At 69.5% G+C, this 11,481-nt stretch carries 11 protein-coding genes; 3 read left to right on the top strand and 8 right to left on the bottom strand.

Translation table 11 applies throughout. From position 1 onward, the window contains the following. Positions 1-123: 123 nt before the first annotated feature. A complete protein-coding gene (locus ABIC63_RS20990; protein ID WP_354321220.1) occupies positions 124-1,887 on the top strand; it encodes a ShlB/FhaC/HecB family hemolysin secretion/activation protein in 1,764 nt (587 codons plus the stop codon). An 84-nt stretch (positions 1,888-1,971) separates the two neighbouring features. Here the strand turns inward: ABIC63_RS20990 and ABIC63_RS20985 are convergent, their stop codons facing one another. From ABIC63_RS20985 to ABIC63_RS20975, 3 genes are read right to left on the bottom strand one after another with little or no spacing between them, the layout of a single operon-like run. Next, positions 1,972-2,949 carry a tripartite tricarboxylate transporter substrate binding protein gene (locus ABIC63_RS20985; RefSeq protein ID WP_354321219.1) on the bottom strand — a complete coding sequence of 326 codons (978 nt, stop codon included), beginning with the start codon at positions 2,947-2,949 and terminating at the stop codon, positions 1,972-1,974. Between the two features lie 37 nt (positions 2,950-2,986). After that, positions 2,987-3,811 carry a beta-keto acid cleavage family enzyme gene (locus tag ABIC63_RS20980; RefSeq protein WP_354321218.1) on the bottom strand — a complete coding sequence of 275 codons (825 nt, stop codon included), beginning with the start codon at positions 3,809-3,811 and terminating at the stop codon, positions 2,987-2,989. Then, positions 3,808-4,794 (bottom strand): 3-hydroxyacyl-CoA dehydrogenase family protein, encoded by a 987-nt coding sequence (locus ABIC63_RS20975; protein ID WP_354321217.1) that lies wholly within the window; start codon positions 4,792-4,794, stop codon positions 3,808-3,810. The genes ABIC63_RS20980 and ABIC63_RS20975 overlap by 4 nt, the downstream gene beginning before the upstream one ends. Positions 4,795-4,862: 68 nt before the next feature. Here ABIC63_RS20975 and ABIC63_RS20970 point away from each other — a divergent pair, with 68 nt between their 5' ends. Further along, positions 4,863-5,828: a LysR family transcriptional regulator gene (locus ABIC63_RS20970; RefSeq protein ID WP_354321216.1), complete on the top strand. Its 966-nt coding sequence runs from the start codon at positions 4,863-4,865 to the stop codon at positions 5,826-5,828. 182 nt (positions 5,829-6,010) lie between these two features. Here the strand turns inward: ABIC63_RS20970 and ABIC63_RS20965 are convergent, their stop codons facing one another. From ABIC63_RS20965 to ABIC63_RS20950, 4 genes are all read right to left on the bottom strand, one after another. Beyond that, complete coding sequence (locus tag ABIC63_RS20965) at positions 6,011-6,973, bottom strand: Bug family tripartite tricarboxylate transporter substrate binding protein (RefSeq protein WP_354321215.1); 963 nt, start codon at positions 6,971-6,973, stop codon at positions 6,011-6,013. Between the two features lie 102 nt (positions 6,974-7,075). After that, complete coding sequence (locus tag ABIC63_RS20960; RefSeq protein WP_017761266.1) at positions 7,076-7,273, bottom strand: DUF2783 domain-containing protein; 198 nt, start codon at positions 7,271-7,273, stop codon at positions 7,076-7,078. Positions 7,274-7,288: 15 nt separating this feature from the next. Next, positions 7,289-8,938 carry an FAD-dependent oxidoreductase gene (locus tag ABIC63_RS20955; RefSeq protein WP_354321214.1) on the bottom strand — a complete coding sequence of 550 codons (1,650 nt, stop codon included), beginning with the start codon at positions 8,936-8,938 and terminating at the stop codon, positions 7,289-7,291. 97 nt (positions 8,939-9,035) lie between these two features. Then, a complete protein-coding gene (locus tag ABIC63_RS20950) occupies positions 9,036-9,989 on the bottom strand; it encodes an MBL fold metallo-hydrolase (protein ID WP_354321213.1) in 954 nt (317 codons plus the stop codon). Between the two features lie 100 nt (positions 9,990-10,089). Between ABIC63_RS20950 and ABIC63_RS20945 the strand changes: the two genes are divergently transcribed. Then, positions 10,090-10,908 carry an IclR family transcriptional regulator gene (locus ABIC63_RS20945; RefSeq protein ID WP_354321212.1) on the top strand — a complete coding sequence of 273 codons (819 nt, stop codon included), beginning with the start codon at positions 10,090-10,092 and terminating at the stop codon, positions 10,906-10,908. Between the two features lie 96 nt (positions 10,909-11,004). On the opposite strand, the gene ABIC63_RS20940 is transcribed toward ABIC63_RS20945, so the two are convergent. Next, positions 11,005-11,469 carry an antitoxin Xre/MbcA/ParS toxin-binding domain-containing protein gene (locus ABIC63_RS20940; protein WP_354321211.1) on the bottom strand — a complete coding sequence of 155 codons (465 nt, stop codon included), beginning with the start codon at positions 11,467-11,469 and terminating at the stop codon, positions 11,005-11,007. Between the last annotated feature and the right edge of the window lie 12 nt (positions 11,470-11,481).

The following is an 11,481-nucleotide window of genomic DNA, read 5'->3' as shown; positions in this document are numbered from 1 at the left end:
TGTCAGCCGGCAAGCGTTTTTAGACCATCAACGTGGAGTTTTGGAAAGCGGATTTTCCGTTAAGAGAATATATAAATCTAGACCATTTATTTGTTGCCTAGAAAAAAGTTGATCTCGCGAACGATGAGGTCGCCCGGGAGGAAATTGAATAAACTGTCACGCTCGGTGGTGCTTTTATACGCCACCATTTCTTCGCTCGCCTTCGCGCAGCAATCACCCACCAGTCCTCAATCGTTCAACGAGCAGCAGCGTCTGCAGGAGCGAGAGCGGGCACTCCGTGAGGCCAATGAACGCGGTGTGGATGAGCGGCTGAAGGTGCCTGCTTCGGCTGCCGTGTCACGCATTCCTTATTCCGAGTCCCCATGCTTTCGCATAGACCGCGTGGTGCTCGTCGGTGACGAGGCTGATTCGTTCCAGTGGGCAGTGTCGCCTTCTGTGCTGTCGGGTGCTGCTGGCGACGATTCCCCCATTGGCCGCTGCCTCGGCACCGGCGGCGTCAATGCGGTGCTGTCTCGCGCCCAAGCGGAAGTCATCGCCCGGGGCTGGACTACCACCCGTGTGCTGGCCGGGCCGCAGGACCTTACAGGTGGCGTTCTGACCTTGACCCTCGTGCCTGGGCGCATCGCTGCGATTCGCCTGTCGTCGGATTCCAGCGTTCCGCTTCTGGGCTCAGGTGCCTTTCTCGCTTCCGCGATTCCTGTTCGCTCTGGAGACCTGCTGAACCTGCGTGCGATAGAGCAGGGCCTGGAGAACCTCAAGCGCTCGCCCACGGCCGAAGCCGATATCCAGATCGAGCCTTCTATGGCGCCGGGTGCGGGTCCGGGGGAGAGCGATCTGGTGGTGAAGTACGTGCAGGCCAAGAAGTGGCGGGTCGCGATGAGCCTGGACGACAGCGGCACCGAGGCCACCGGGCGCTACCAGGCGGGCATCACGGCCTCCCTGGACAACCCGCTGGGCCTCAACGACCTCTTCTACGTCAACGCCAACCACAACATCGGCGGGCGCTTCCTGAACGACGACGGCAAGGGCACAGAAGGCCAGACCGTTCATTACTCGCTGCCCTATGGCTGGTGGACGCTGGGCTTCACGGCCTCCAACAGCCAGTATTTCCAGACGGTGCAGGGCTACTCGCAGGACTACATCTATGCGGGCAAGACCAACAACGCCGAGGTGAAGCTCTCGCGCATGGTCTGGCGCGATCAGCACCGCAAGACGCTGCTGAGCATTCGGGGCTGGCGCAAAGAATCCCGCAACTTCGTGGACGACGCCGAACTGGACGTGCAGCACCGGGTGACCGGCGGCTGGGAACTGGCCGTCAATCACAAGGAATTCATCGGCGACGCGACGCTGGAGGGCACGCTGGCCTACCGGCGCGGCACGGGGGCCTTCGGATCCAAGCCCGCCCCGGAGGACGCCTTCGACGAAGGCACCTCGCGCATGCGGCTGTACACGGCCGAGGTCAGTGCCAACGTGCCCTTCAAGCTGGGCGACGAGAAGCTGCGCTACACGAGCCTCATCCGTGCGCAGTGGAACCGCACGCCGCTGCTGCCCCAGGACCGCTTTTCCATCGGTGGGCGCTTCAGCGTGCGCGGCTTCGACGGCGAATCGAGCCTGATGGCCGAACGCGGCTGGTTCGTGCGCAACGACCTGGGCTGGGCCGTCGGCCAAAGCGGGGCGGAACTGTACCTGGGCATGGACTACGGCCATGTGGGCGGCCCGAGTACGCAGTACCTGCTGGGCAATCACCTGGCCGGTATGGCCGTGGGCGTGCGGGGCGCCTGGCAGAAGGTGAACTACGACCTGTTCATTGGTGCGCCGCTGTGGAAGCCCGAGGGCTTCAGGACGGGGCGGTACACGCTGGGGTTCAGCACCAGTGTGAGCTTCTGAAGGGGTTGGAGATAGGGAAGATGGCGATGCGATCGACTGCTGCCGTGCCATCTTTTTTGCTCACGGCAGTGTCGAAGCGCCGCCTCAATCCGCCGTCGCCCCCGTCTCCCGCACGATGCGCCCCAGCCGCGCTGTCTCGCTGCGGATCAGCTGGCCGAAGGCCTCGGGCGAGCCGGCCACCACAGGCGTGCCCAGTGCCTCCCAGGACTTGCGGAAGGCCGGGTCGGCAAAGATGTCCAGGAAGGTGGCATTGAGCCGCTGCACGGTGGCCACGGGCGTGCCGCTGCGCACGGCGATACCGTGCCAGGCGGTCACCTCGAAGCCGGGCAGTCCGGCCTCGGCCATGGTCGGCACCTGCGGCAGCGCAGGGCTGCGCGTGGCCGAGGTGACGGCGATGGGCACCAGCTTGCCCGCCTGCAGGTGCTGCAGCGAGCTGGCCAGGATGTCGAACATCAGCGGCACCTGGCCGCCCAATACGTCGTTGAGGGCCGGACCGGCGCCGCGGTAGGGCACATGGGTGAGCGGCACCTTGGCCTCGCGGGCAAACAGCTCGCCTGCCAGGTGCTGCGGCGTGCCGCTGCCGGCCGAGGCGAAGTTGAGCGGCGCCTTCTGGCTGCCCGCATAGGCGATGAATTCCTTCAGGGTGCGGGCCTTGACCGAGGGATGCACCTCCAGCACCAGCGGAAAGGCCGACAGCTGCACCACCGGCAGCAGGTCCTCCTGCGCATTGAAGGGCATGGACTTGTACAGCGCCGCATTGACGGCCATCGGCCCGCTGGCCGCCAGCAGCAGCGTCAGGCCGTCGGCCGGCGCCTGCCGCGCCACGTAGGCGCTGCCCAGGTTGCCGCCCGCGCCGCCGCGGTTGTCGACGATGACGGTGGTGCCCAGCCGGCGCTGCAGCTGTGGCTGCAGCAGCCGCGCCATCAGGTCGGTGGGACCGCCGGGCGGGTAGGGCACCACGATGCGCACCGGGCCCTTGGCGGCGTCGGACTGGGCAAAGGCGAAGGAGGGGGCGAGCAGGCCGGCGGCCGCGCCCGCCAGCCATTGGCGGCGATCGATCATGGGGAGTCTCCGGTTGTTGTGGCGGGGGGATGGGGCGTCAGCGCGGCCGGAAGCGCGCGCGGATCTGCGCTGCGGTCGCCAGCGGCCGGCCGAGCGTGGCCGCGGCCTCGGCGGCCTGCGCCACCAGGGCGGTGTTGTCGGGCGCCAGGCTGCCGTCGCGCAGCCGCAGGTTGTTCTCGAAGCCCACGCGCGCGTGGCCGCCGAAGGCCGCCGCGGCGGTGACGCAGGCCTGCTCGGTAGGGCCGAAGGCGCACACGGCCCAGGGCTCGGGGCCGTCGCCATGGGCGGCCAGGAAGGGCAGCAGGTCGCGCGGGTCGGAGGTCTGGCCGGCGCTGTAGCGGCCCAGCACGAAGAGCAGGAACCAGGGCGCATCGGGGATGGTGCCCGCCGCGCGCAGCGCCTGCCAGCGCGCCACGTCGGCCGCGTCGTAGAGGATCACCTGCACCATGGTGCCGCGCGCGGCCAGCTCGCCGAAGAAGGCGGCCAGCCCCGCCTCGCCGACGGCGGGCACATCCACCTCGCGCAGGCCGATGGAGACGGCCTCGGGCTGCAGCTCGCGCACCATGGCGATCTGCTGCGGCGCCTGGTAGACGCGGGCCGCCTCGCTGGTCACCTGCAGCACCATCGCATCGCCCACGGCCTGGCGCACCACGCGCAGGGCTTCGCGGTAGCCCTCGACGTCCAGGCTGTGGCGGCCTTGCGCATCGCGGATGTGCAGGTGGAGCATGGCGGCGCCGGCGTCCAGGCAGCGGCGGGCGGTGTCGGCCAGCGCCTGGGGCGTCAGCGGCACGGCGGGATGGTCGCTGTGTTGTTTGTAGGCGCCGTTGGGCGCCACGGTGAGGATGAGGGGGGCGGCGGTCACGTCGGGTTCCGGTCGGAGGAAGGGGCGCCAGCGGCACCCGGCAGCGGCGGCAGTTCGTCGGCCAGCAACTGCAGACCGGCGCGGAGCAGGCGGTCGTAGCGGGCCCGTTCGGCAGCGCGCTCGGCCTCCGGCCAGTCGCTGAAGCCGGCACCGGCCTTCATGCCCACGCGGCCGGCCTGCACCTGCTGCTGCAGCACCTTCGCGGGTTGGTCGTCGTTGCACAGGCTGGGGTAGATGGTGGCGGCGGCGGCGCAGTGCACGTCCAGCCCGGCATGGTCGCGCTGCAGGATCGGCCCGGCCGCCAGGAAGCGGAAGCCGAAGCCGAAGCGCACCGCGGCGTCGATGTCCTCGGCACTGGCCACGCCGTCGTCCAGCAGCGCGAAGGCCTCGCGCGCCAGCGCATGCTGCAGCCGGTTGGCGAGGAAGCCCGGCCGGTCCTTGCGCACCAGCACGGGCACGCTGGCACAGCGGCGCATCGTCTGCATCAGGGCCTGGGCGGCGTCGGCGTCGCTGTCCGGGCCCATCACCACCTCCACCAGCGGCACCAGATGCGCAGGCATGAAGAAGTGCAGGCCGAACATGCGCCCGCGCGTGGGCAGGCCGTCGGCGATGCGGCTGATGGGCAGGCCCGAGCTGTTGCTGGTCAGCAGGGCCGAGGGCGGCGCCAGCTCGACCAGCCGCGCGAAGAGCTGCTGCTTGGGCGCCAGCTGCTCGACGATGCATTCCACCACCAGCCCGATGCCGGCCCAGGCCACGTCCTCCAGCTGCTGCACGACGGCGATCGGCCCGGCGTGTGCGGCGCATCCGGCGGCTTCGAGCTGGGCGCCGATGTAGGCCGGCAGGCGGGCCGCCTTGGCGGCGTCGCGTTCCACCACGGTGACGGGCAGGCCGCCGCGGCTGAGCACCACGGCGACATCGGCGCCCATGGTGCCGCCGCCGATCACGGCGGTGCCCGGGGCGCGGGAGAGGGAGAGGGTCGTCATGGCGGCGCAGTCTAGGAAGATGGCACTGATCGGTCCAACGCTATTGGCCGATAGACTGATCGGCCGCCATGATCAATCTCTCGCTGCGCGAACTGCAGGTCTTCATCGAGCTGGCCGAGACGCTGAACTTCCGGCGCGCGGCGGCGCGGGTGCACCTGTCGCAGTCGGCCGTCTCGGGCGTGATCGGCCGGCTGGAGGAGACGCTGGGCGCGCGCCTGTTCGCCCGCAACACGCGCAGCGTGCAGCTCACCGATGCCGGGCAGGCGCTGCTGGCGCATGCGCGCATCCTGCGGGCCCAGGCCGAGACGGCCGCCAGCGCGGTGCGCGACGTGGTCGAGCTGCGCGAGGGCCGGGTGCGCATCGCGGCGCTGCCCTCGCTGGCGGCGACGGTGGTGCCGCCGGTGTTCGCGCGCTTCATGGCGGCGCATCCGGGCGTGCAGCTGGGCGTGGTCGATTCGCTGTCGGGCGCTTCCTTCGACCTGGTGCGCGCGGGCCAGGTCGACTTCGCCCTCACGGCCGAGAACCCGGCCTATGCCGACCTGGCCTACGAGACGCTGGCCAGCGATCCGCTGGTGCTGCTGCTGCCCGCGGACCATGCGCTGGCCGCGCGGCGCGGCCCGCTGCGCTGGGCCGAGGTGGCGGGCCTGCCGCACATCTCGATGCCCGCACCCACCAGCGTGCGGCAGTACGCCGAGGCGGCGCTGCTCTCATTGGGGCAGCGCTTCGCACCGCGCTTCGAGGTGGAACACCTGGCCACCATCAATGCCATGGTGGCGGCGGGGCTGGGGGTGTCGGTGCTGCCGGCGCTGGCGGCGCAGGTGGCGCTGGGCGGGCCGGTGGTGCAGCGGCGGCTGACCGCGCCGGATGTGCAGCGGCCCATCGGCCAAGTGATGCGGCAGGAGCGGAGCCTGTCGACGGCGGCTTCTGCAGTGGCCGAGGCGTTGCGCGCCGAGCTGCTGCGCCAGCTGGGCCAGGCTGCTGCTGGCCCGGGTGCCCGGAAGCCGAAACGCGCGCCTCAGGCGCCGCGTGCGTAGGCGGCCAGCAGGGCCAGCACCTTTTCCTCGTCAAGCGGCCCGTCAGGGTGCCGCGCGCGAGTCGGGCGTCAGCGGCCTCGGTCGTGCGCAGCATCTCTGCTCGTGGCGGCTCTCCGGCGGCATGGCCCAGCGCGCGGCCTCTACTGGTTTGCGTCACTCGTTCGACCGACGCAAGAAGTCGCTCAGTCCAGCCTGACGCCGGCACGCCGAATGACCGCGCCCCACTTGTCCCGTTCGGCGGCGGAGAAGCGTGCCATCTGGTCGGGCGTGCCAGGCATCGGCTCGACGCCCAGCGCCTGCAGGCGGGCGCGAACCTGCGTAGAACCCAGCGCGTTCTGCAAGGCATCGGCGAAGGCGGCCGTGGCCTCGGCCGGGGTGCCGGTCGGCACGACCAGACCCTGCCACGCGTAGCCCTCGAAACCCTTGAGGCCCTGCTCGGCGAAGGTGGGCACCTCCGGCAACAGATCCAGGCGCCTGGCCGATGCCACGCCGATGATCTTTACCTTTTTGCCGGCAAGGAAGGGCAGCACGGTGGCGCTGTCGATCCACATGGCAGGGATCTGTCCTGCCAGCACGTCCTGCATGGCGGGCGCGGCGCCGCGGTAAGGCACGTGCTGCATCGCCAGGCTGGTTTGCTCGCGGAAGAGTTCGCCGACCAGGTGGTGCGGACTGCCAGGGCCGGCAGAGCCCCAGCTCACTGGATCCTTCTGCGCCTTGGCCCAGGCCGTGAACTGCTGCAGGTTGTCCGCCGGCACCTCACTGCCCACCACCAGGAACATTGGAAAGCGCACCAGCAGCCCGACCGGTTGGAACGCCTTCTGCGCGTCGTAGCTCAGCTTGCTGAAGAGAAAGGGGTTGGCGGCCAGCGTGGCGAAGTCGGCCGTGAAGAGGATGTTGCCGAAGTCCTTCGACCGGGCCACGTAGTCGGCGGCGATGTTGGTGCCGGCGCCGGGCTTGTTGTTGATGACGATGGGACGGTTGAGGGTGCGGCCCATGGCTTCGGCAATGGTGCGGGCCACCACGTCGGAGCCGCCTCCGGCGGCATAGCCCACCACCCATTCGACCGGCTTGCCCGTGCTCTGCGACCAGGCCGGTGCACCAAGGACCGCCGCGGCGAGGCCGAGGAACTGCTTGCGATTGATCATGGTTTTGTCTCCGTTGTGTTGTCGTGAAAAAGGTGGCGGCACCACGGCATGGCCCGTCCGTGGCCGGCCATGGCCCCATGTGCCTGTCCGGCGCCCTTGAGGTCAGCGCGTGGATGCAGATTCGCGGGCCCGCGCGAGCGCATCGCGCAGCACGTCGAGATCGCCAATGTGGTTGGCCAGCAGCAGCACCAGACGGGCGTTCAGCGCGTGGCTCTGGTCGAGCGGCAGGTCCTGGTGTGCGGCCAGCAGCGCTTCGTAGAAGTCGTCGAAGCGGGCGATGTTCGGTTGCGTGTTGAGCATGGTGGGTCTCCGGCCTTAGTCGCGCAGGCCATTGGCGAGGCGCAGTGCGGCGCGCACGGCCTCCAGCGATGGCCGACGCCACCGCGCGCACACGTGCTGGTCGGGCCGCACGAGGTAGGCGGTGCCCGGCTGCGCATCGAGGCGGCGGGCGAGCACGCCCTGCGCGTCGATCAGGTCCTGCCCCAGGCAGCGCACGGCCACCCCCGGCAGTTCGCGAACCCAATGCGGCGCCTCGCCGAAGACGAGCAGTGTGAAGTCCGGCCCCAGGCTGCGCAGCAGCCAGGCCGGGTCGCCTTGGGGTGTCTGCAGGGGCGCATCGCACAGCGGCGCGCCGGGCACCATCGCACTGTCGAAGGTCGCGACGTCGGGTGTGTTCAGCGGCGACGCCCGCAGCACGCAGGGCACGGACAGCCTTCCGCTGTTGACCAGCCGGCGGGCGAACTCGTGCGAGCGGGCGAGGGCCAGCACCTGGTCGCGGAAGAGCCGGCTGATCTCGCTCTTGGGCGTGATGAAGTCGGTGGCTCGGCTGGAGTTGAGGATGTTCTCGTCCGCCGCCGCCTCGCGCTCGCTGCCATAGGTGTCGATGAGCGCGGCGCTCGCCTGGCCGCGCAGCACGCGGTCGAGCTTCCAGCCGAGGTTGTCCGCATCCTGCACGCCGCTGTTGGCGCCCCGCGCACCGAAGGGCGAGACGCCGTGGGCACTGTCTCCGGCGAAGACGACCCGCCCATGCACGAAGCGCTCCATCCGCTGGCAGGCGAAGGTATAGACGCTGGCCCATTCGAGGCTGAACTCGGCGTCGGGACCGAGCAGTGCACGCACGCGCGCGATGACCTTCTCGGGCTGGCGCTCCGCCTGCGGATCGGCATCCCAGCCGAGCTGGAAGTCGATGCGCCAGACGTTGTCGGGCTCGCGATGCAGAAGCACGCTCTGGTTGGGATGGAAGGGCGGGTCGAACCAGAACCAGCGCTCGGTCGGAAAGTCGGCCGTCATGCGCACATCGGCGATCAGGAATCGATCGCGGAACACGCGGCCCTGGCTCTCCAGGCCCATCCGCTGCCGCGTCGGCGAGCGCGAGCCGTCGCAGGCGACGACCCAGTCGGCCTCGATGCGGTAGGGGCCGTCGGGCGTGTCCAGGGTCAAGGTGGCGCCGTCCGGGCGGGGTGCGATGCCAGCGAGCGTGTTCTTCCAGCGGATCTGCAGCCCGGGCAACTGCAGCGCGCGTTCCACCAGGTAGGCCTCGCAGTAGTACTGCTGCAGGTTGATGAAGGCGGGGCGCTCGTGGCCGTCCTCCGGGAGGAGGTTGAACTGGTAGAGCTGTTGGTCGCGCAGGAACACCTTGCCCAGGTTCCAGGACACGCCCTTGGCCACCATGGCGTCGCCGACGCCCAGCCGGTCCCAGATCTCCAGCGTGCGCTTGGCAAAGCACAGCGCACGCGAGCCCGTGGACAGCCGGTCGTCGTTGTCCACCACCAGCACGGGCTGGCCGCGCTGGGCCAGGTCGATGGCCAGCGTCAGGCCCACGGGGCCGGCGCCCACGATGACGACCGGGTGGCGCACGGGCGAGGGCGCCTCCTGGTCCGGCGAGCGCCGGTAGGCGAACTGGATGGCCTGCACCTGCTCGCCGGTGCCGCGAAAGAGGTGGGGCGGGATGTCGGATGGCTTCATGGCCGATGTCTCCTGTCGTTCTTGTCTTCGCGGCGGGGCGATCGAGCGTGCCCGTCGCCAGCCGGGGTGGGCGCAATGCACGCTCGTCGCGCTCTGTTCAGCCTTCGAGCGCCTCCCACATCTGACGGTCACGTTCTGCGGTCCAGATGCGCGGATCGGCATGCTGCGTGGCCTCGTCGTAGGCCCGCGTCACGTCGAAGGGCATGCAGTGGTTGAAGATGACCCAATGCCCGTACTTGGGCTGCAGCGTGGCGAAGCTGTGCTCGTAGGTGGCGCGCAGGTCCTTGCCGGCGGCAACGCCTTCCTGCACGCTGGCCCACAGGTCGCGGATGAAGTCGCGCGTGGACGCGAGGCCGGCCTGCACCCGTTCCTGCCCGAGCAAGGCCGGGCCGCGGCCCGGCACCAGCGCCTGCGGTTGAAGGGCGGCGATGTTGTCCAGCGTGGCCGGCCAGTCGCGGAAGTAGGCGTCGCCGGCATAGGGGGTGGCGTCGAACTCCACCAGGTCGCCCGACAGAAGCGTCTTCTCGCCGGGCAGCCAGACCACCGTGTCCCCTTTGGTGTGGCCGCGGCCCAGTTGCAGCAGCTGCACCTCGAGCTTGCCGAGCCACAGGCTCATGCGGCCGGTGAAGGTGATCGTGGGCCAGGTCATGCCCACGGGCACCGATTCGACGTCGCGGAACAGGCGCGGGAAGCGCCCGATCTCGCTGGCCTTGTCGGCCTCGCCGCGTTCGACGATCAGATCGCGCGTGTCCTGGCTGGCGATCACCTGCTGCGCGCCGTAGGCCGAGGCGCCAAGGACGCGCACGGCGTGGTAATGCGTGAGTACCACGTACTGGATCGGCTTGTCCGTGACTTCGCGGATGCGGCGGATCACGTCCTGTGCCATGGCGGGCGTGGCCTGGGTGTCGGCCACCAGCACGGCGTCGTCGCCAATGATCACGCCCGTGTTGGGGTCGCCCTCGGCGGTGTAGGCCCAGGCGTGCTCCGAGAGCTGGGTGAAGCTGACTTTCTTTTCTTCGAGGTCGGCGGCGGATGCGAAGGTCTTGCTCACGGATGTCTCCTTGAAAGGACTTTGAATTCGCAAAGGGCGAACTCATTTGTTGGAAAAGAATGTACGGTTGTCGTGTGCGTATGTCAAACTCGTTTGTTCCATGAGAACGAAGAAGCTGGCGGCTCCCGCCTCTGAAGCACAGCCCGACGCCAAGCTCCAGCGCGCGGTTCAATCCGTCGAAGTTGGCGGGCGGCTGCTACTGACGCTTGCCGAGGGCGAAGGCGCCATGAACCTCAAAGACCTGGCCGCCTTGGCCGGACTCACGCCGTCGCGTGCGCATCCGTACCTGGTCAGCTACGGACGACTGGGTCTCGTCGAGCAGGATGCAAGCGGGCGGTACGACCTGGGGCCGGCGGCCCTGAAGATCGGGCTGGCATGCCTTCAGCGGCTGGATCCGCTCAAGGCCGCGGAGCCGGCGGTCCTGCAGCTCGCGGCGCAGACGGGCCATGCTGTTGCGCTTTCGGTGTGGGGCAATTTCGGCCCGACTGTCGTTCGGCTCATCGAGGCCCGGCAGCCCCTGCATGTGGCGCTGCGGGTGGGCAGCGTGCTGTCCCTGTTCGACACCGCGACCGGGCGTGCATTCGCCTCTGCCATGCCGGACGAGACGCTTCGGCAGGCCATTGCGGGCCCATTGGGCAAGATGGATGCCACGGGCTTCGACGGGCGGGAGGCGGCACTGGCGCGCATCCGTGAAGAGATGCGGCAACGTGGGGTGGCGCGCGCGGTGGGCAGCCCCATCCCCGGGGTGAATGCCTTTTCGGCCCCCGTGTTCGACATGCACGGCCGGCCGGTGCTCGCAATCACCGTCACAGATCACCAGGACCGTCTGTCCAGCGCTTGGGAAAACAGCGCGGCGCGCGCGGTGGCAGAGGTGGCGGGACAGCTGACGCGGCGGTTGTCGGGTCAGCTTTCCACTTGAAGCCGCGGCGGTGCCGGATGCCGTGCGGGCCGAGCTGCTGCGCCAGCTGGGCCAGGCTGCTGCTGGCCCGGGTGCCCGGAAGCCGAAACGCGTGCCTCAGGCGCCGCGTGCGTAGGCAGCCAGCAGGGCCAGCACCTTTTCCTCGCCGCGCGGCGTGGCGGCCATCTGTGTCGGTGTCATGCCACCCAGCAGCGGATGCGCCCGCTGGAGCCAGTCGATGGCATCGCTGCCCAGCACGCTTTGGGCGCGCAGGTGCACGGCGTCCATCGGCGGGCGCGGCTGCGACTTGGGTGCCGTCACGAAGGGTGCCGGCTTGATGACCGAGTGCCGCACGGGTTGTTCGACAGGCGGGGGGGCCGGCCGGGCGCGCGCCTGCAGGGCGTCGATGCCATCCTGCAGGCCGAAACCGGCGGCGCCCAATTGCTGGGCGAAGTGGTCGACCAGGGCCTTGAGTTCGTCGACCCGCAATTGCCGCTGCTGGCGTTCGAGGTCGCGGCGCTCCTGGGTGAGGCGCGCGATTTCGGCTTCCAGTGCTTCGACGCTCGAGGCACGTGCTGTCATGGAGGAGTACGG

This window comes from Pseudacidovorax sp. 1753 (assembly GCF_040544975.1).
In the GTDB taxonomy this organism is placed as follows: Bacteria; Pseudomonadota; Gammaproteobacteria; order Burkholderiales; family Burkholderiaceae_C; genus Xenophilus.
The sequence above is the reverse complement of the archived record's forward strand: the minus strand, read 5'-3'. Positions and strand labels throughout refer to the sequence as shown.

Excerpts from the sequence above, each read along its gene's own strand:
- ABIC63_RS20990 (WP_354321220.1), top strand. The coding sequence starts at position 124 with ATGAGGTCGCCCGGGAGGAAATTGAATAAACTGTCACGCTCGGTGGTG.
- ABIC63_RS20985 (WP_354321219.1), bottom strand. The coding sequence starts at position 2,949 with ATGATCGATCGCCGCCAATGGCTGGCGGGCGCGGCCGCCGGCCTGCTC.
- ABIC63_RS20975 (WP_354321217.1), bottom strand. The coding sequence starts at position 4,794 with ATGACGACCCTCTCCCTCTCCCGCGCCCCGGGCACCGCCGTGATCGGC.
- ABIC63_RS20970 (WP_354321216.1), top strand. The coding sequence starts at position 4,863 with ATGATCAATCTCTCGCTGCGCGAACTGCAGGTCTTCATCGAGCTGGCC.
- ABIC63_RS20965 (WP_354321215.1), bottom strand. The coding sequence starts at position 6,973 with ATGATCAATCGCAAGCAGTTCCTCGGCCTCGCCGCGGCGGTCCTTGGT.
- ABIC63_RS20960 (WP_017761266.1), bottom strand. The coding sequence starts at position 7,273 with ATGCTCAACACGCAACCGAACATCGCCCGCTTCGACGACTTCTACGAA.
- ABIC63_RS20955 (WP_354321214.1), bottom strand. The coding sequence starts at position 8,938 with ATGAAGCCATCCGACATCCCGCCCCACCTCTTTCGCGGCACCGGCGAG.
- ABIC63_RS20945 (WP_354321212.1), top strand. The coding sequence starts at position 10,090 with ATGAGAACGAAGAAGCTGGCGGCTCCCGCCTCTGAAGCACAGCCCGAC.
- ABIC63_RS20940 (WP_354321211.1), bottom strand. The coding sequence starts at position 11,469 with ATGACAGCACGTGCCTCGAGCGTCGAAGCACTGGAAGCCGAAATCGCG.